We start from the raw sequence: 18,958 nt of genomic DNA, 5'->3' as shown, positions 1-18,958 counted from the left end.
TCTTTTTATTAATTGACAGCCCTTTCAAAACTTTTAATTCGTTCATAATGCTTGTCTTCATTATGTTTAATCTGATTTAAACGGTAGAGAATCAATGTACTCAGTAATATACCGGCGATCAAAATACTTAAAACCAATATTTTAGATTTCTCTTCCGCTAAAAGAAAGGGAAATAATTGATTGAATGATGAAGTAAAGCATGCCGGTACAATTAAAAGCACATTTGTAACAAGCAAAATGGTAAAGCAATACTTTGTATATTTGACAATATTAGAATGATGACCATATATTTTCACTTGCTCGATTGTACTGATAACCAATACAATCATTAATATCAACGGGATAAAATATAGTGATGAATCACTTATCAACAATGACATGAACCAGTATAAATTAGTAAAAAAGAATAATGCGGAAACATATCTAACTAATAAATACCGATTAAAGTACATCGATTTAATACTTAGCTTTTTCCTATTTAGTTCGATTTGTGCCCTCGCATCGTTTTTCATATTCAAACCCCTCATTTATCTTTGTCGAGTTTTTCATATAGATATAACATTTCTAACGCAACTTCTCTTAATGTCATCGTAGTCATTAAATGATCTTGAGCATGAACCATAATAATTTCCATATTGATGGTTTCTCCGGATGAATACTGCTGCAATAATGCCGTTTGGGACTGGTGCGCTAATAATACTTCTTCATTTGCTTCATCCAGCTTGTCCACGGCATTCTCAAATTCATTATTTCGCATCATTGCAAAGGCTTCATGTATCATGGTTCTCGATGACCCGCTGTGCAAAATGATTTCAAAGGCTACACTTTGTATTTGTTCCTGATTCATTGAATATCCCCCTTTATAGTTGATATAAAGCAATACAAATATTTATTAATAACGGATGATTATTCTGGCAGCTCCTGCAAAATTAAATTGCCTAATTTTTCTATCCCCATTGGAATCGGAACATACGCTTGAGGCGGAATATTTACCACTGGTTTCCCAACGCGATCGCCAGCTTTTTTCAGATTTTGATAATACATTTTTGTTTGCGGACTCACTAAGAATAAATCAAAATCACTATTCTCTATCTTCTTCCCGCCCTCTGTCGCTGAAACAGCATCCACTTCAATATCATGCTCTTTTCCCTTTAGATATTCTGTTGCTTTTTTCGCCAATAAAGAAGATGACATACCACCTGCACAAATAATTAATGCTTTTTTCATTTTACATTCCTCCATGAAATTATATTTTTTAACACCTTGCTCTATTTCTATCATCAGGAAATTCATAAAGGACTTAGATAGCATTGTTTTTGCGGTACTGACGGGATTAATTTCTTTTTTCATGACAGCATTCCCACGCTCTTCATCTATCTTTTACCTTTATAAATTTCTTACTTAAATTATAATATGTAAGCGCATTCAAATACAGAGACTCTTTTTCCGCTGACACAGGAAATAACTAACACCAAGTTCGGAATAGCATGAAAATACCCCAGGAAATATTTATCCCGGGGTGTTGTAGCGCTACTCTATTTGATTATTTCAGTTAATTGTTCATACGTCTTACATTGCACTATTTCTCTCACCATATTCTTATCGTCCAACAGTTCCATTAATCCCTCATACATTTGTTTTAAATCATTTTTTATATCTTTGCTGATATTTAATTGGACAATTAATTGCACAGACTTATCTCCCCATTGAATAGGCTTTTGAAGTGTCATAATTGACCAGAATGTATCCTCCGTTTGCGGTTCAATCGGGTGAGGAATGGCAACCATATTGCCAAAACTCGTTGGAGAAAAGCTCTCCCGTTGAAGTACCGATTCCAAATAGTGCCCATCCACTTCTCCATCAGATTCCAGTTCTCCACAGATAAAACGTAATACCTCTTCTTTCTCAGCAAAGCACTTTTGAAGATACGTATATTTTTCCCGCAGATACGTATTGGAAATAACATCTCCCTGAATGACGAAATGATTGATTTTATCTAAATCTATTTCTCCCAGAATCGTGCTGATATGAATAACAGGGACTGGCATCTTTTTCTCAATCGGAATCGTGCTGATGATAAAATCGATGTTATCAAACGAATGCTCGGATAAATTATAGTATTCTGTTGTCCCCATAATATTTAACTGATTTCCAAATTCATTTTGCAGCTTATACATTAAAAGCTGGGCGCTGCCCAGCCCAGATGCACAGACAATTAAGCAGCCCGGTACGTCTTCCTTATTCTTCTTTTTTCTTTCCTGTGCTACCTCAATATGAAGTGCTAAGTAACCAACTTCATTCTCATCCATCGCAATGCCCATTCTTTCTTGTACGGCCTGCGCTCCAATTAATGCTGCATCAAAAGATAAACGGTAATTCGATTTGATTTCTTCCAGCATTGGATTCCGAATATTCATCTTAAATTTATATCGGCTTATTGCTGGTTTTAAGTGTAGACTCATTGCCAACAGCAGTTCTTTGTCATCAGCTAAACGAAATCCAAATTCAGCATCAATCCGTTTCAGCATTTCTTTGACCATTTCTTGAATCTCATCATCAATAACAGAAATAGCCTCTGTATGATGAATCGAAGAATCGGTAATCTTTGTTCCTTGCAAATGTATCGCCAGGTATGCAATCTCGTGTTCAGTAAAGGAAATATACAGTTTTTCCTGAATAGCATTTGCAATTTCTTGAGCAACTAGAAAAACCTTTGATGTCTCTATTTCCTGAAAGTGAGGATGGATCATCTGAACAGAATGACTCTCGCGAATCCGCTTACAAGCAATCGCAATATGCGTGATTAGATTTTGCAGACTAATATCTGAAATAATAATATGATGCTTTCTCAGATTAAACAATACACTGTTTTTAATCATCTCTAACTCTTCTTCAGGTAAAATACCTAACCAGTCAGCCATATTGTCTTTTAAGACAGATTGTTGATTAAACAAATACTCAGAGATGCAATATCTGATCTGCGTTTCATCGCCTATAATTTTAATTCCATGATAAGGCTTTTGTTCCAAAGCCAGCTTATACTCCTCCAGTATAGCCCGGATATATTTTAAATCATGCTGCAGGGTAGAGCGGCTTATAAATAACTGCTCTGCTAAGTCATCTATTTTAATATAATCCGAGGTCATCAACAGCTTCTCCATCAGATATTTGACACGATCTTGGTGATTTGAGGGAACATCATCTTTTTTGTGATTTGTTTGCTCCTGAATGAATTCATAGAATAACCGTTCATTCCGAATAGTAAGCTGATAGCCTTTCCCTTTTAAAGATACGATATGTGTCCTATACGGTTTTAAAAGTTCATTTAATATTTTGATATCATTACGTATCGTTTTAGAACTGACCTGTAATAAAGACGCTATATCCGAACTGGTTAAAGGTTCCTGTGCTAATCGCAGCGCCTCAAGTATCTTTTGTAATCGTGTATTCACGTAATCACTTCCTAGTTAGCACAATATTGAATCTGTCATCCTAAAATTTCTATATATAACGGCTGCCAATAGAGTTTGTGACTATAGTAACAAGTTTATTATATCATACCTTTCTATGGGTCATCTATATTCAAATTATTGAAGTTTAACTAGCAGGCTGCTAACTTTCTCTTCCGTTCATGATTCCTATTTTCTGTGCCTGAAAAGCACCGATTTTTCAAGGTCACGCAAAAAAAGTATTGCAGCGCTTTTTGATTACGCTGCAATACCTTTTTAAAATGTCTCTCTTTTAATAGTTTGTCATATACTGCTCCCACTCTCGCGGATGAACAGCAGTACGGAACAAAAATGCAGACTGCAGTTCAATAAAAAGAATCAATCACCACTCCGTATGAAAATAACCTGCTTTATCCACACGCTGATACGTATGCGCTCCAAAATAATCGCGTTGTGCCTGAATCAGATTGGCGCCGCTTTTGGCAGAACGATAGCCATCATAATATACCAGCGAAGCGTTAAAGCATGGCAATGCCAATCCGGTTTCCATTCCTTTAATAACCACTTTCCGCATCGATGCCTGATTATATTATACGCAACAATCAGTTCTTCCTCTTAATTAATCAGTTTATCTATCACGTCAAAACAGTCGTTTTGACTATTGTTACTCCAGCATTCAACCCAATAACTAATATACCTATCTAGCTTTTTTATATATTTTTGGGATAAAGGCGCTTCGCCTACAAACAAAAAATATTTACCTTCCCATCCAACCTCCGTCAACAGCTAATAGATGACCATGTACATAATTTGATGCGCTAGATGCTAAGTATACAACTGTACCTTGAAAATCTTCCACATCACCCCAACGCGCTGCTGGAATTCTTTCTAAAATTTGTCTGCTTCTCGTTTTATCACGAATGAGTGCCTCGTTCATATCTGTCGCAATATACCCTGGCACAATCGCATTTACATTTACATTATGCTGTGCCCATTCATTCGAGAGCGCCTTGGTCAATTGTGCCACACCACCTTTTGCTGACGCATACGCTGGAATCGTGATGCCGCCTTGGAAGGAATTTAAAGAGCCCATATTAATAATTTTGCCGCTCTTTTGTGGAACCATATATTTACCCGCTTGTTGGCAAAGCAGCCAGACTGCTTTTAAGTTAATATTGATAACGTCATCCCAATCAGATTCTAAGAAATCAACAGCTGGAGATCGGCGCTGGATACCAGCATTATTTACCAAAATATCAATTGCACCAAAGTGATTGACTACTGAAGGGATTGCTTGTTTAACTTGATTTAAATCATTTAAATCGCATGTAATAATAATACATTTCCGGCCTAAACCCTCTATTTCTTCTTTGGTATCTTCTTGTCCCACGTCCCTTTGCAATAAAGCTATATCAGCGCCTGCCTCAGCTAATGCTAATGCCATTGAACGTCCAATTCCTCGTGTTCCTCCGGTAACAGCCGCTACTTTTCCTTTTAAAGAAAATGATTTTAACATGATAGATTCTTCCTCCCTTATGGTTCTATTAATATTTTTAGTGATTGATCAGAGTCTTTCATCAGGGAGAATCCTTTTTTAATTTCCTCAATCGGAAACTGATGAGATACTACTGCAGTTACATCCACTTTCCCCTCTGTCATAATATCAATTGCAGTTATAAAATCATCATTACTATAGCATCTGGTCGTTGTTAGTGAGATTTCATTAAAATGCATGGATGCCAAATCAATCATCGGTTTACTTTTAAACACACTAACTACTACAATTTCTCCCTGTGTTTTTATCAGTTTTACCATTTGATCAATAGTTGATTGTATTCCTGCAACTTCAAAAACTACATCAATCAGTTCCCCTTCTGTATAAGATAAAATCTCATCTACCGTATCTTTATTACCTGCATGAATTGTATGAAGTCCTGATTGTTTTGCTATTTCTAAACGATAAGGACTAATATCTGAAATAAATACATTCTTTGCTCCATTTAATTTGGCAACCATCCCTATTAAAATGCCAATTGGTCCTGCACCTAAAATAGCAACATTCTCACCGACTTTAAGACTAGACCTTCTGACCGTGTGCACTGCTACTGCAAGGGGTTCTGCCAATGAAGCGGTAGACAGCGAAAGTTCTTTTGGTATTTTGCGTAACCTGTGGGTTGGTACGCAAACAAATTCTGCAAATCCACCATCCATATCAATTCCTATTAGTTTTAAATTCTGGCACACATGCGTTTGCCCCGCCTTACACGCTGGGCACTTACCACAACTAATTGTTGGTTCAACTACTACATGATCACCAACTGAAAATTCGGAAGTATCCTCTATCGCTTCGATTACACCACTAAATTCATGACCCATTGTCAAAGGCGCTTCTGCTCTAGGATGTTTACCTAAATAAATCATCATATCTGTACCACAAATACCTGCTGAAGATACTTTTATTAAAGCTTCATCTTTTTTAGGAAAAGGTTTTTCTACTTGTGTAATTCTTACATCTTCTTTGGAAAAATATTGTCCTGCCTTCATGTTCGTCAAAACAGCCCCTCCTTATATACCCTTTTATTTCATTGATCATTTATAGCATTGATGAGTAATTAACCGAATTATTTACACAAGTCGGGAGTTTCTTCCCATTTAAACCTGCTAGCACATTATCAACTGTTAATGTAGCCATTGCCAACCTTGTTTCGTGTGTCGCACTGCCAATATGGGGTGTAATTAAGATATTTTCCAGGTTTATGATAGGGTGATCAGTATTTATTGGCTCTGGATCTGTTACGTCTAACGCAGCATAAGCTATCTCTTTATTCACTAAAGCCTCATAAAGGGCTTCTGTATCAACTACTGCTCCTCTGGAAGCATTGATAAAACGACTGGTAGATTTCATTTTAGAAAATTGTTTTTTTCCAAAAAGTTGACGGCTAGAATCAGATAGTGGAACAAGTACAACCACAAAATCAGATTGCTCTAGTAATCCATCAAATGACACATACTTAGCACCAAGTATTTCATTTTCATCCCTCTGACTACGATTATGATAAATGATTTCCATACCACTAGCCTGTGCTCTTTTTGCAACAGATCTACCAATATTGCCCATTCCGACAATTCCAAGTGTTTTGCCATACAGGTCAACACCTAAAGGAATATTAAACGGACTATCCCATTTTCCCTCTTTTACATACTCCCATCCTTCTTGAATACGTCGTGCAGAAGAAAGTACTAACCCGAAAGTTAAATCAGCTGTTGCTTCTACAAGGACACCAGGAGTATTTCCAAAAGGAACAGAGTGTTTTGTGCATGCATCTAAATCGACATTATCATAGCCAACAGATGATTGTGCAATTACACGAAGTGCAGGAGCATGAGATAATAAATCTTCATCTACTTTTACATCCCCCCTGCTAATCATTCCTTCCGCATTTTTTAACCAGTCCTTCAATAACTGTTCTGGTATTGGAGTCGGTTTATCCCATATTTTCAATTCACATTGCTCTTGCAGCTTTTCTATCACTATGTCATTCATTTTGCCGATAACAATTACTTTAGGTACAGTCATTTTTATGCTCCTTTATTACTTATTTTAGAACCCGGACTCATTATTCCCCAGTCTTTCCATTTATAATTCACTCATGGTTGAATGGTTTGTGTTCAACATCATGTTTTCATCAATGTTTAAAGCTTCCAAAAATTATTGAAAGTAAGCATCTCCTACCGTTTTTTTGGTATCTATAGAATGCTCCTCAATTAAACGGTGCAGTCGATCATTATCTTGAGATCGGAGCACATCAATTAACTGACGATGGTTTTCTATTAATTTATTGATTTGATTCTTATCTTCCATAAATCTTTTCTTTGTTGCTACAATTAATAAGCATAGTAAAATATGTCTGATATTATTCCAAGAGTATTGAATTCTTTTATGATTCGTTTCAATAATAATACTTTCATGAAATTGAAGATCATAATAAGAAAATTCTAAATAATCATTATGTTTGGCGTAAAGTTCCATCATCTGTACAATTTTGGTGAATTCCTTTGCTTTTTCTTCATCAAATGTATTCATCACCCGTTGTAATGCAAAATTTTCAATAAGAAAACGGAATTCATAAAGCTCATCAATATCCTTTTTAGTTAATCCCAAAACTTTAACTCCCATTCGTCCAAGTTCTACTATGCCTTCGTTTGCTAAAGTTTTAAATGCTTCTCTCACTGGAGCCCGACTTGTACTAAACCTTGAAGAGACTTGGTTTTCAGTTAAGATAGTTTCACTTGGAATTTCACCGCTGATAATATTTAATCTCAAATTATTGGTTATTTTTTCTCCTAAAGTATTATGTTGCAGCCATTTCTCTGGATATTGCATACGATAAAACCCCTTTTTAAAATATTTCCATAAAGCGGAAATATTTCTATTTGAGTATAGAGATTCTTTTGCAGTAAATAATTAAGTTACTTCCTCTCTCCACTCTTTTAACAGCTTAACCTCTGTAATAGATCTTCACTATCTAATTATATCAAATTGCATAAAAATAATTTGTAGACTTTTTCTGATTATTAGTCTGTTTCTATTCTTTTAACATATAATCTATTTCACGATAAGTACTTTCACTTATTATTCGCGATGTTTTTACTTCTAAAATATTTCTTACCCTAATTTATTATTACATGGGGCAAATATTGGGTGAAAGTATATCGTAAACCATAAGTTTTACAGCTTTCATATCGGGTTACTGGTAACCAAGGAATATATTAACGAACTGGAGCTATTGCTGCTTCAAAGTGATTTTTCATAATATCCCACGCTTCTTCAATTTGCGTGCTTTTATCAAACAATGCCGGTCCACCTAACACTATTATATCAACACCAGCTTCATATAGCTGTTTGTAGACTTTTTCATCAATGGAACCATCCGCCTCAATGAGAAAGTCTAACCCTTCTTCCTTGCGTATTTTATCGAGACTTTTAATCTTATCTAGCATTTGCATAATAAATGGCTGACCAGAATATCCAGGATCCACGGTCATTACTGTAACTTTATCTAATAAATGAAGATAATTTTTAATTTCGTTTAGTGAGGTCGATGGATTTACCGCGATTCCTGCTTTACAACCTAGAGATTTTATTTTATTTATGGTACGAAATGCTTCTTTTGCAATCGTATCGGCATGTGGAGTTATATAATCAGCGCCTGCCTTAGCTGTGTCCTCTAAATGCTCCCAAGGATTATTAACCATTAAATGCGCATCTATTGGCACTGTAGTCATTGGTTTGATCTGCTCAATAAATAGTGGTGTTGTTCCAAAGTTTTTAACATAATTTCCATCTTTAATATCCATATGAAAAATGTCAGAATTGTTATTCAAAAATTCCACATGTTGTTTTGCTTGAAAAATATCAATTAACATGACAGAAGGAGCAAAGTAAACCTTTTGAAATTCATTTTTCATAATTAAACCTCCCACTTCATTTTAAGTATCTTTATCGGACCTTAGAGAGCTCATATTAAGTGACTATCTATCATTATGAGCTCCTATTCTACATAAACAATCAATTAATACCCCAAAATGTAGTATAAGCAAAATAGTAAATCGAACTTGGAATCCCGAAGGCAGAAACTACTCCACCTTTGACATCATATTCCATACACTTTTTCCAAAACCCCAATAAACCAAATAATCTAGAGGAAACTAAACCTAAGAGAGAATTCAGCTTTAAAATGACAATATAGTCGTTAAACTAATATAAACATGCTATTTAATCTGCCATCTAGCATTTAATTCTCATCATACGTCAAGATTACTTTTGCTGCTTCTCTATTTAACATAAGCTCAAATCCCTTTTCCCATTGCGAGAGCGGTAAGCGATGTGTAATTAAAGATTTTGCATCTATCATTCCTTTTTCCATCAATTTCAAACAATTTTTTAGGGAAGTAGTATCATATGCCATGTGACCTGTCAGGGTAACTGCATTCATCGATAAATCATTTATCGAAAAATCTACTGGCTTAAAACTCATGCCCACTCTTACAATTTGTCCATTTGTTCTAATGATTTCTAATGATTGTTTAAGTACTTCCGGCGGACCTGCACAATCAATGATAACGCCTACTTCGTTTTCCCCTGTGATTTCCTTGACACTGCTTACTACATCTTCTTCATCGTTTACTATAAAATGAGTGACCCCTAATTTTTTGCCAATCTTAAAACGTACTTCTTCATTTCGCTTAGATGCAACAAGAATAATATTAGCTGCCCCCATAAGTTTGGCAATCTGTACTGCGCACAACCCTAATGGACCTGCACCGAATATGACAACATTCTCGCCCGGCAAAAGCTTTGAACGTTGGGCTAAGGCCATATAAGCATTGCCCATTGGATCTAACAACGCAGCTTCTTCAAAGCTAATATTCTCAGGAATTTTAAAAATAGCATTTTTATAAACTTCTAGTATTTTACCAGGGATCCTTACATATTTAGTGAATCCACCATCCATACCCACTGTTAATCCTAAAGATTTTTTATATGGACAAAGCAAGAAGTTACCAACAGAGCATGCATGACATTTACCACACGCACCCCCCGTATTTTCGGAAACTACTCTGTCTCCAACCTTCCAGTCTGTAACATTTTCGCCAATTTCAACAATAACGCCAGAAAATTCATGACCAGCTATTCTTCTGTTTTCCACTATTTCTTCCGCATCATTGTCTACATTATAGTGTTTCAAATCTGCACCGCATATTCCTGCTGCTTTTACTTCGACAAGCAGATCATCCTTACCAACTTCCGGGACCGGAAGACCAGTTTCAAATTTAAAATGACCAATTTCTTTACCGTACCTTACTAATCCATTCATTTGTCTCTCTCCTTTATTTAGTAATTTAATTCAATCAGTATATCTCCTTCGTTTACTACATCTCCTTCATTAACCTTAATTTCTTTTACCGTACCTACTACATTCGATGTAATAGGCATTTCCATTTTCATAGATTCTAGAATTACTACTGTCTGACCATCCACCAGATTGTCATCTTCTTCCACATTTATTTTCCAAACTGTACCTGAAATGTTTGAAATAATTTTATCCATTTTTTACCTCCTATTACTTCCCGAAGAAGTATTAAATTCTTCCCTTAAAAAATTTGTTGTTAATTCTCCCCGGTTGAATTTAGGATGACTAACTATTTCTTTCAAGGTTGGAATATTGGTTTTAATACCATCAATAACGTAATCTTCCACCGCATGCTTTACCATTAATATAGCCTCTTGTCTATCCGCTCCCTTTACAATTAATTTTCCAATTAAAGGATCATAAAAAGGCGTCACCACCGCATCTTTACATACAGCTAATTCATGTCTTATTTTTTCACCCTCTGGAAGAGAAATGTTTGTAATCGTCCCTGGCGATGGAAAAAAGGTAACTGGGTCCTCTGCATATATGCGTACTTCTATTGCATGACCGTCACTTTGAATATCTTCCTGCGAATACCGTAATTTTTGTCCGCTTGCGATTCGTATTTGTTCTTCTACTATATCGATTCCAGTGATTTCTTCCGTGATTGGATGCTCTACCTGTAGTCTAGTATTCATTTCCAAGAAAAAGATTTCTTCGTTATCATTAACTAAAAATTCAATTGTTCCAGCATTTGTATATGCTAGCGACTTAGCGGCTTTTATAGCTGTACGAGCTAACTGCTCTCTTGTTACATCACTAAGAAATTCAGCAGGTGCTTCTTCCAATACTTTTTGATGGTGTCTCTGAATCGAACAATCCCGTTCCCAAAGATGCACCGTATTGCCGTAATTATCTGCCAATATTTGTACTTCTATATGCCGGGGATTTTTAATAAATTTTTCTAAATACATTTCATCATTGCTAAAAAGGCTTTTTGAACGCTTTTGATTATTCATAAACTTTTGATTCAATTCGTTTTCATCCTGAATCACTTCAATGCCCATACCGCCACCGCCAGCGCTTGCTTTTAACATAATTGGATATCCCATTTTATTAGCTGTTTCAACAGCTTCCTCAAGATTTTTCAAAGGTTTTTTTGTCCCCGGAACAACTGGTACACCTGACTCAACCATAACCTTTCTAGCTTCTATTTTATCCCCCATTGCTTTAATCACCTCAGGTGAGGGGCCTATAAAAGTAATACCAGCTGCATGACATGCTTCCGCAAAATCAGCATTTTCCGATAGCAGCCCGTAACCCGGATGAATTGCGTCTGCACCTGTATCTTTCGCAACCTGAATAATACGATCCATATTTAAATAACTTTCTGCTACCCTGGAACCTCCTACATAATAAGCTTCATCAGCAGATTGTGTATGCAATGCTTTTTCATCTGCCTTTGAATAGATTCCAATAGTATTAATTTTTAATTTTTGACAAGCTTTTATAATTCGAAGCGCTATTTCTCCACGGTTTGCTATTAGTATTTTTTGAAACAAATTATATCCCTCCCTAAGCAGTTATAATAATCGCAATAATATTTAAGAAAAAATTGAAATCGGTTCAAATTATGAGGATGAAGCTAAAAATCCAAATTTCTTTTGATACAATTTTTCGGCTTCATCCACAGGAATATATGAAAAATTAATTTCATCTCCAGGCCTAGCTTGTCCAACTAACCCCAAGTCACAAGTTGCTACAGCACCAATAACAGGATATCCTGCTGTCAAAGTTCTGCCTCGATGCAAGATGATAGGTTGCCCATTAGGAATTACTTGAATTGCACCTATTGCCACTCCACGCGACAACACTTCTTCAAATTCTGGATTAGATACAGGCGGGCCATTTAAACGTACTCCCACGTTGTTTGATTCTGGTGACACGCGATATTTTGATGTGAAGAATACCTTAAGTTCTTTTTCAAATCTCTGCGTATCTGGCCCATCACTAACATGTATGTTCCAAGGTGCACCATATGATGGGATTTCAAAATTTTTGAGATGGGAATTCGTTTCACTTAAAGAGACATTTTCATTCTTTAGTTTTAGTTCTTGTCCTTTACGTAATGGTTCACCGAATTTGGCAACAGTATCAAGTGATGCACTTCCAAGAATTTCAGGTACATCTAATCCTCCGCCAAACGCTATATACGTTTTTAATCCTTTACTTATATTCTTTACACTTAGAGTGCTTCCGGCAGGCAAATTCTCTACTGACCATTGATCCACTGAGTTGCCATCAATCATTACATCTGCTGGACAGCCAGTTACACAAAAGGGTACATCAATTTCACTTCTAATTGAAAAATCAAAAATCATTATTTCTATGGAGGGTTCAGTTAAATCATTGTTTAAAAGTTTGTTCCCCACCATATAAGCATACATATCTGTCGCACCATTAATTGTCACACCAAATTTTTCATAGCCGAATCGGCCCTCGTCCTGTATCGTGGCTATCTTTGTATCCTCTATAAATAAATGAGATTTATTCATTACCAACATCCACTCTTTCAATAGGTTGTGATTTATAATAATCAAAATCATTCTTCTCAATTGCAAAAAACTCCAAATAGTCTCCTGGACTTAATATTCCTGGTGGATTAAGGTTAGGGTCGAGTAAAGTGACGGGAGACTGCCCTAACATTTTCCACCCGCTTGGTGCATCCATTGATGATATAGATATTTGACCAAAAGCAATACCTAAAGTTCCAGCAGGTACAGATTGCCGCGGGGAACTAACTCTTTTCACACTTTCATTTATTGGACTTTCCATCATCGGCCCTCTTGAAAAACATAAAATTTGTTTTGGGATAGATGTCAGTGATTGAATTAAGTCCTCCCTGCTTTTATTTACTTCCTCTGCAATTAAATCTATATCCGGACCGTACTCTCCCCCAAAAGCGATTGGAATTTTATAATGTTTGCTTTTTAAAACAATTTTTTTATCATTTATTTCTTCCATTATTCTTTTAATTCGATCTATTAGATTTGCACGATTGATTATTAATAAATCGAAATGAATAAATATTGAAGTTAAGGTTGGAACAATACTTAATATCCCTTCTATATTTTCTTTCCTGATTTCATTAGTAAGGAAATGCGTTTTTTTCCAGTTATCCTCTGAATATTTTTCAGAAAATCTTATGAGTAAACCGGAATCACCATAATTTATCAGCTCTGCATTTAGCAATTTTTTCACCCTTTTCGATAATTGAACTTCTTAAAAATGTTTTACGGAGATAATTGTTTACCTATATTCTGGAGCTCTACTCCTTCTTTTAAGAGACTTGTTCGAATTTTTTCTGCGAGATCCAACGACCCTTTATTATCTCCATGTAAAAGTAGTGCATTACCTTGAACTTCAATCACATTTCCGGTGATTGTTGTCACCTTCTGCTCGATAACCATTTCCAAACAACGTTGTACAATAATTTCAGGATCATGTAAAACAGCATTTGGTTCGGAACGGGAGACAATTAGACCCTGGTCATTATAAGCACGGTCCGCAAAAATAATAGATGCTGTTTTTAGTCCTCTTTCTCTTGCTGCAAATATAAACTCATCAGGCTGAGATAAAATGATAAGATTAAGGTCAACTAACTCAACAGCATCCACTACTGCATTTGCATAATTTTTATCCGTCGCAACTAGATTTCCAAGTGCGCCATGCGGTGTTACATGTTGTAATTTCCCGCCATAGGCTTTTGCAAAAGCACTTAATGCTCCTAACTGATAAATGACGTCTGTAGTAACTTCCCATGGTGTGGCATCCACTCTTCTTCTCCCAAACCCTACGAGATCCGGAAAAGCTGGGTGCGCCCCTATTCCTACGCCATTTTTAATAGCCTGTTTTACTGTTTTACTCATAATTTGAGGATCTCCTGCATGAAATCCACAAGCAATATTTGCGGAGCTGACTATATCTAACAACTTTGAATCATCAGCGATGGAATAGCTCCCGAATCCTTCGCCCATATCAGCAACAATATCTATTACTGGTTTCATAAATACACCTCCGAAACTTTACTTTTATTCAAAAATTTATTGTATTCCTTTTTAACCAAGATTTGTTCGACGCTTAAAGCGAAGTATGAGAAATGTCATAGCCATCAGCACAAACAGTAATATTACAAACAGTGGTCTTTGAAATAAGAAAAATATACTTCCCTCTGACTCAATTAAAATAGCAGTCCGTCGAACTTGGGTCTCAAACATTGGGCCAAGGATAAAAGCAATCATTAATGGAATTACAGAAATATCCATCTTCATCATGATGTAACCAAATAACCCAAAAGCCATCATGATACCCACATCAAAGAAATTTCCACGGAACGCAAATGTACCTGCGACAGCTATAACAAATACACTTGGGAATAAAAATCCTTTTGGAACTGTTAGTATTTTTGTAATTACTGGAGTTATTACTTGTCCAATTAATAGGTTTAATAGACTTGCGATTAATAATGCAGTAAATATTGCATATACAACACCGGGTGACTCTTCAAACATCATTGGTCCAACAGTAATCCCGTGTACTAAAAATGCACCGGCAATAACTGCAATAGAGGTATCGCCAGGAATCCCAAGTGACAAATATGGAATCAAGTTGGAACCTGCTGCTGCACTGTTTGCGGTTTCTGTAGCTGCTACTCCTTTTAGCTCACCTTTTCCATATTTTTCTGGATTTTCAGAACTGATTACTTCTTGGTTATAACTAACAATCCCAGCCACCTCTGCACCTAGTCCAGGGATGGAGCCTGTGATTGTTCCGATTGTTGAAGACCTGAAGAAGGTTTTAAACCCTTTATCCTTTTTTATATCTAACCAAGAAAGTTTATTATCCTCTTTTTTATTCGAAGATTTAATGGCACTTTCCCGCTTATTCGCTTCAGTACCTTCCATCTGTTTGATAATCTCAGGAATTGTAAGCAGTCCAATCAGTAACGGCACAAGTTCAATTCCTGAAAAGAGTTGGGGATTGTCAAAGCTCAATCTGCTGAGTCCTATTACTGGATCTACTCCAACTGTTCCAAGTAACAGGCCCAGACCCGCAGACAACATTCCAGTTGCAAATGACCTGCCTTGAAGGGTTCCTAATATTAATAATGCGCAAAAAATAACAATAGTATATTCCGGTGCTCCAAACATAATTGCCACTGAAGCAATTACTCCCGAAAGCAATATCAAACAAATAGTACCAAACACATCTCCAAAAGTTGAAGAAAATAACGCCATTTTAATAGCTTTTTTCCCTTTACCTTGCTGCGCTAATGGATACCCATCAAAAGTAGTTGCCAACGCAGCGGGTGTTCCCGGGGTCTTAAGCATAATTGCTGAAATTGACCCGCCGAACAATGCTCCTTTGAGTATTCCAAGTAACATAGGGACGCCTACCCATATAGGCATTGCAAAGGTTAACGGCATTAATAATGCCATTACCATGGTCCCTGTCATCCCGGGGATACCGCCTACTATTTGTCCGATTAAAACACCGAGTATAATCATAATAATAGCCTCGGGTTGCAATACTAGAAGAGCGGAATCTATAACCTGATCAATCACATCAACTCACCTCAATCACATCAAGATTAAAACTTATACAACATCTTTGCGATATACTACTCTTTCGGCACTGATTTAAAAAGATGCGTAAAGTTTCTCTGGATTCATCTGTTATGTTTTGGAAAAGACAGAAAGCTACCTTTTCCAAAACATAACCTTCAACATGATTTAGAAAACATTTCCCGCTTCTTTGCTAAAAAAAGATACCACGCGGAAAATTAACTCCTAATTGCATGTTAAATAACAAATGAACAAGCCCTATAACTCCTATACTAATTAGAATCGATAGCCACCAACGCTTTTCCCCTAAAAATCTTATAACACCAACTAAAACCAGCAAACTAGCTAAATAGAACCCCAGCAAATCTATTGCGACAAAAATATAGAAAACAAATATAGCTAAGATAATTGAAGCTTGTTTCGCTTTTCCCTTTTCCCAAAGCTTTCTTTTCTCCGTCTTGTCCTTTTTCTTAATGATAAAAAGTGCCTCTGCAAGCGAAGAAATAACAATAATGAATAGTGCTAAAAACGGGAAAAATTCTGGTGTAATTAAATCGTCTCCAAATCCGCTTGGTATATTGGATGGAAAAATAAATATACCACCTAAAATGCCCACTACTGCAATTGACAGAAAGAATATGGCTTCTAAATTTCTAGTCATAAAATCTCCCTACTCATCTTCTTCGACATATTGTGGAACGACCTCTTCCAATCTTTGATCTTCTTCAATCATCAACTGTTGATAATCTTCAGATCCTCTATAGTAGTCTTCTACCCCTAATTGCTCCATTGCTTCTTTAAATTCATCGGAATTAACAACCTCTCCTATTGCATCTTCCAGTACTTCCACAACTTCATCAGGCATATCCCCTGGACCAATAAGTCCATAAGTTGTAAGAGGACCTTGATCCGAATATCCAAGCTCTGCTAATGTTTCAACTTCAGGAAAATTTGGATCTGCTTCACGAGAGCTTTCCGCTAATAATTTAATATCACCTGATTCATATGGCGATTTAAAATCAGCTATAATTCCTAAATCGATATCTCCTCCAAGTAACGCCGACAGCACTTCAGCTCCACCATCATATGGAACTTGTACTGCTTCAACACCACTTTTATCAAAAAGCTCTCTTCCTGCTAATACAACCGGGTTAACTATACCGCCCGAACCCCATCTGATTGAACCGGGGTTTTCTTCGGCATACTCTAATAAATCATCGAGGTCATCCCATTCACTATCAGAACGTACAATTAATGGGTGGTGAGCATATGCCATTGATGAAACAAAGGTAAAGTCTTCAATTTCATATCCTACATCTTCAAAATGCATATGAGAGATATCGCTGGCTGCAGACAAGGTATATCCATCAGGCTCTTGATTTAAAATATCGGTCATAGCAACGATTCCGCCACCTCCACTATGATCGCTAACGTTGATATTGACCCCTAGTTCATCTTCAAGCTGATCAGCCAATTGCCTCGTAATTATATCAACGTAACCACCAGGAGAATATGGTGAATAGATGTTTATTGTCTTATTTGGAAAATCATCATGTGAGGCAGACCCAGCCGATTGATCAGACGAACAGCCTGCCATCAAGAATATGGCAAAAAGCGAACAAGCACCTATTAACATCAGCCTACTGTATCTATTTTTCATATGAACATCTCCTTATAACTTTATATTTTGAATTTCAAGAATAAAATAAGAGTGTTCCAACTTATATTAAAAGTTTTCTCAAATTTTCAACGCCTTCTTTTAACTCCTCCATCGAAGCTGCAAAAGATAATCGAATACATTCATTATTATTGTAGGCTGCACCCGGAGTTACAAGTACACCAGCATTTTCAAAAATATATTGGCTGAATTCTTCAGAGTTCATTCCATTGTATTCAACCTTTGCAAATGCATAAAAAGTACCTTCGGGAGACCTGCATTCGATACCAGGAATCGAATTAAGTGCAGTAACTAAAAAATCTCTTCTTTTTTTATAATCCTCGACCATAGCGTACACTTCATCTTTGCAGGCAAATGCTTCAACTGCGGCATACTGGGCAAAAGAAGTCGCACAGCTTACTAAATGCTGTTGTACTTTAACCATTTCTTTAACTAAATTCTTATTTGCTCCAATATAGCCTAATCGCCATCCAGTCATCGCGTATGATTTAGAAAACCCATTGATTGTAATTATATTTTCTTTCACAGCTGGATCACTAGCTAAGCTAATATTTTTTACATCATCGTAAACAATATCTTCATAAATCTCATCGGATATGGCTAAAATATTATAGTCCAAAACAAATTGATTGATGATTCCGACTTCTTTTTCCGTAAATACTCTTCCTGTTGGATTATTAGGAGAATTAAGTATAATCATCTTGGTGTTGTTTGTTACATTTTCTTCCAGTTTTTCGCGTGTGATTTTAAAATTATCATCATAATATAATGGAATCGGAACTGGTTTTGCCCCAGAAAGCTGAACCAATGGCTTATAAGATACCCAAGATGGGTCTAATACTAAGACTTCATCACCCTCTTCTAAAAAGGTTATGATTGCAAGATAAATAGCGAATTTTCCTCCTGGCGTAACAATTATCTCTTCGGCAGGATTGAATGCTATATTATTCTCTTTCAGAAATTTATCCGCTATACTTTCTTTTAAAGTATTTACACCTGAAGACGGGACGTAGTGAGTAAAACCTAATTCAATACTTTTATATGCAGCTTCTTTTACACGTTTAGGCGTATCAAAATTTGGCTCACCAATTGTCAAGTTAACTATCTTTTTTCCTTCTGCACGTAACTTCATTGCTTTATCATTTAAAGAGCTGGAAGCCGAAGGGCCTATGCTTTGCACCTTAGAATTAACTATAGAATCATCTAATTTATTCACCATATTACCTACCTCCTGTATTTGTGCTTAAATAATAATAGAGCAACATACTAATCCAAATAGGATATAACCAGTAT

At 36.2% G+C, this 18,958-nt stretch carries 19 protein-coding genes and 1 pseudogene; all 20 read right to left on the bottom strand.

From position 1 onward, the window contains the following. Positions 1-8: 8 nt before the first annotated feature. The 20 genes and pseudogenes from MKX55_RS02920 to MKX55_RS02825 all read right to left on the bottom strand — a co-directional run bounded on the left by MKX55_RS02920 (position 9) and on the right by MKX55_RS02825 (position 18,884). Positions 9-512: a hypothetical protein gene (locus MKX55_RS02920; protein WP_339182249.1), complete on the bottom strand. Its 504-nt coding sequence runs from the start codon at positions 510-512 to the stop codon at positions 9-11. 11 nt (positions 513-523) lie between these two features. Then, positions 524-847 (bottom strand): PTS cellobiose transporter subunit IIA, encoded by a 324-nt coding sequence (locus tag MKX55_RS02915; protein ID WP_339182246.1) that lies wholly within the window; start codon positions 845-847, stop codon positions 524-526. A gap of 59 nt (positions 848-906) precedes the next feature. After that, positions 907-1,227 (bottom strand): PTS cellobiose transporter subunit IIB, encoded by a 321-nt coding sequence (locus MKX55_RS02910; RefSeq protein WP_042531517.1) that lies wholly within the window; start codon positions 1,225-1,227, stop codon positions 907-909. A gap of 308 nt (positions 1,228-1,535) precedes the next feature. Continuing rightward, the gene (locus MKX55_RS02905) at positions 1,536-3,452 is read right to left on the bottom strand and encodes a BglG family transcription antiterminator (RefSeq protein WP_339235962.1); all 1,917 of its coding nucleotides are present in this window, start codon (positions 3,450-3,452) and stop codon (positions 1,536-1,538) included. A 379-nt stretch (positions 3,453-3,831) separates the two neighbouring features. After that, positions 3,832-4,023: pseudogene (locus MKX55_RS02900) on the bottom strand (NADP-dependent phosphogluconate dehydrogenase); the annotation flags it as partial. Positions 4,024-4,206: 183 nt separating this feature from the next. Continuing rightward, entirely contained in the window at positions 4,207-4,965 is a 759-nt protein-coding gene (locus MKX55_RS02895; RefSeq protein WP_339235959.1) for an SDR family oxidoreductase, read from the bottom strand. A 17-nt stretch (positions 4,966-4,982) separates the two neighbouring features. Further along, positions 4,983-5,993, bottom strand: coding sequence for an alcohol dehydrogenase catalytic domain-containing protein (locus MKX55_RS02890; protein WP_339238402.1), 1,011 nt, complete (start codon positions 5,991-5,993; stop codon positions 4,983-4,985). A gap of 49 nt (positions 5,994-6,042) precedes the next feature. Next, the gene (locus MKX55_RS02885; RefSeq protein WP_339235957.1) at positions 6,043-7,026 is read right to left on the bottom strand and encodes a D-glycerate dehydrogenase; all 984 of its coding nucleotides are present in this window, start codon (positions 7,024-7,026) and stop codon (positions 6,043-6,045) included. Positions 7,027-7,158: 132 nt separating this feature from the next. Beyond that, a complete protein-coding gene (locus tag MKX55_RS02880; protein WP_339235953.1) occupies positions 7,159-7,833 on the bottom strand; it encodes a GntR family transcriptional regulator in 675 nt (224 codons plus the stop codon). 386 nt (positions 7,834-8,219) lie between these two features. Further along, positions 8,220-8,918: a D-allulose 6-phosphate 3-epimerase gene (alsE, locus tag MKX55_RS02875; RefSeq protein ID WP_339235951.1), complete on the bottom strand. Its 699-nt coding sequence runs from the start codon at positions 8,916-8,918 to the stop codon at positions 8,220-8,222. A 326-nt stretch (positions 8,919-9,244) separates the two neighbouring features. Beyond that, positions 9,245-10,327, bottom strand: coding sequence for a zinc-binding dehydrogenase (locus tag MKX55_RS02870; protein ID WP_339235948.1), 1,083 nt, complete (start codon positions 10,325-10,327; stop codon positions 9,245-9,247). A 17-nt stretch (positions 10,328-10,344) separates the two neighbouring features. Next, positions 10,345-10,560: an acetyl-CoA carboxylase biotin carboxyl carrier protein subunit gene (locus MKX55_RS02865; RefSeq protein WP_339235946.1), complete on the bottom strand. Its 216-nt coding sequence runs from the start codon at positions 10,558-10,560 to the stop codon at positions 10,345-10,347. A gap of 3 nt (positions 10,561-10,563) precedes the next feature. Further along, positions 10,564-11,925, bottom strand: a complete 1,362-nt coding sequence (locus MKX55_RS02860; RefSeq protein WP_339235944.1) for an acetyl-CoA carboxylase biotin carboxylase subunit — start codon at positions 11,923-11,925, stop codon at positions 10,564-10,566. A 69-nt stretch (positions 11,926-11,994) separates the two neighbouring features. After that, positions 11,995-12,969: a biotin-dependent carboxyltransferase family protein gene (locus tag MKX55_RS02855; protein ID WP_339238400.1), complete on the bottom strand. Its 975-nt coding sequence runs from the start codon at positions 12,967-12,969 to the stop codon at positions 11,995-11,997. Continuing rightward, positions 12,911-13,615, bottom strand: a complete 705-nt coding sequence (locus MKX55_RS02850; RefSeq protein WP_339235943.1) for a carboxyltransferase domain-containing protein — start codon at positions 13,613-13,615, stop codon at positions 12,911-12,913. Before MKX55_RS02850 ends, MKX55_RS02855 begins: the two co-directional genes overlap by 59 nt. A gap of 41 nt (positions 13,616-13,656) precedes the next feature. Beyond that, on the bottom strand, positions 13,657-14,430 hold the full coding sequence (locus tag MKX55_RS02845) for a 5-oxoprolinase subunit PxpA (RefSeq protein WP_339235941.1): 774 nt from the start codon (positions 14,428-14,430) through the stop codon (positions 13,657-13,659). Between the two features lie 51 nt (positions 14,431-14,481). Then, positions 14,482-15,987 carry a tripartite tricarboxylate transporter permease gene (locus tag MKX55_RS02840; protein WP_339235939.1) on the bottom strand — a complete coding sequence of 502 codons (1,506 nt, stop codon included), beginning with the start codon at positions 15,985-15,987 and terminating at the stop codon, positions 14,482-14,484. Between the two features lie 193 nt (positions 15,988-16,180). Beyond that, on the bottom strand, positions 16,181-16,648 hold the full coding sequence (locus MKX55_RS02835; RefSeq protein ID WP_339235936.1) for a tripartite tricarboxylate transporter TctB family protein: 468 nt from the start codon (positions 16,646-16,648) through the stop codon (positions 16,181-16,183). Between the two features lie 9 nt (positions 16,649-16,657). Then, on the bottom strand, positions 16,658-17,647 hold the full coding sequence (locus tag MKX55_RS02830) for a tripartite tricarboxylate transporter substrate binding protein (RefSeq protein ID WP_339235934.1): 990 nt from the start codon (positions 17,645-17,647) through the stop codon (positions 16,658-16,660). Positions 17,648-17,708: 61 nt separating this feature from the next. Beyond that, a complete protein-coding gene (locus MKX55_RS02825) occupies positions 17,709-18,884 on the bottom strand; it encodes a pyridoxal phosphate-dependent aminotransferase (protein WP_339235932.1) in 1,176 nt (391 codons plus the stop codon). Positions 18,885-18,958: the final 74 nt, after the last annotated feature.

Origin of the sequence: Oceanobacillus sp. FSL W7-1281 (genome assembly GCF_037969835.1) — a bacterium.
GTDB classification, from domain to species: domain Bacteria; phylum Bacillota; class Bacilli; order Bacillales; family Amphibacillaceae; genus Oceanobacillus; species Oceanobacillus oncorhynchi.
The sequence above is the reverse complement of the archived record's forward strand: the minus strand, read 5'-3'. Positions and strand labels throughout refer to the sequence as shown.

What these genes read in the sequence shown, in the direction of transcription:
- MKX55_RS02915 (WP_339182246.1), bottom strand. Translation starts at nt 847, where the DNA reads ATGAATCAGGAACAAATACAAAGTGTAGCCTTTGAAATCATTTTGCAC.
- MKX55_RS02845 (WP_339235941.1), bottom strand. Translation starts at nt 14,430, where the DNA reads ATGAAACCAGTAATAGATATTGTTGCTGATATGGGCGAAGGATTCGGG.
- MKX55_RS02855 (WP_339238400.1), bottom strand. Translation starts at nt 12,969, where the DNA reads ATGATTTTGATTATTATAAATCACAACCTATTGAAAGAGTGGATGTTG.
- MKX55_RS02895 (WP_339235959.1), bottom strand. Translation starts at nt 4,965, where the DNA reads ATGTTAAAATCATTTTCTTTAAAAGGAAAAGTAGCGGCTGTTACCGGA.
- MKX55_RS02910 (WP_042531517.1), bottom strand. Translation starts at nt 1,227, where the DNA reads ATGAAAAAAGCATTAATTATTTGTGCAGGTGGTATGTCATCTTCTTTA.
- MKX55_RS02920 (WP_339182249.1), bottom strand. Translation starts at nt 512, where the DNA reads ATGAAAAACGATGCGAGGGCACAAATCGAACTAAATAGGAAAAAGCTA.
- MKX55_RS02890 (WP_339238402.1), bottom strand. Translation starts at nt 5,993, where the DNA reads ATGAAGGCAGGACAATATTTTTCCAAAGAAGATGTAAGAATTACACAA.
- alsE (WP_339235951.1), bottom strand. Translation starts at nt 8,918, where the DNA reads ATGAAAAATGAATTTCAAAAGGTTTACTTTGCTCCTTCTGTCATGTTA.
- MKX55_RS02865 (WP_339235946.1), bottom strand. Translation starts at nt 10,560, where the DNA reads ATGGATAAAATTATTTCAAACATTTCAGGTACAGTTTGGAAAATAAAT.
- MKX55_RS02870 (WP_339235948.1), bottom strand. Translation starts at nt 10,327, where the DNA reads ATGAATGGATTAGTAAGGTACGGTAAAGAAATTGGTCATTTTAAATTT.
- MKX55_RS02880 (WP_339235953.1), bottom strand. Translation starts at nt 7,833, where the DNA reads ATGCAATATCCAGAGAAATGGCTGCAACATAATACTTTAGGAGAAAAA.
- MKX55_RS02830 (WP_339235934.1), bottom strand. Translation starts at nt 17,647, where the DNA reads ATGAAAAATAGATACAGTAGGCTGATGTTAATAGGTGCTTGTTCGCTT.
- MKX55_RS02835 (WP_339235936.1), bottom strand. Translation starts at nt 16,648, where the DNA reads ATGACTAGAAATTTAGAAGCCATATTCTTTCTGTCAATTGCAGTAGTG.
- MKX55_RS02885 (WP_339235957.1), bottom strand. Translation starts at nt 7,026, where the DNA reads ATGACTGTACCTAAAGTAATTGTTATCGGCAAAATGAATGACATAGTG.
- MKX55_RS02825 (WP_339235932.1), bottom strand. Translation starts at nt 18,884, where the DNA reads ATGGTGAATAAATTAGATGATTCTATAGTTAATTCTAAGGTGCAAAGC.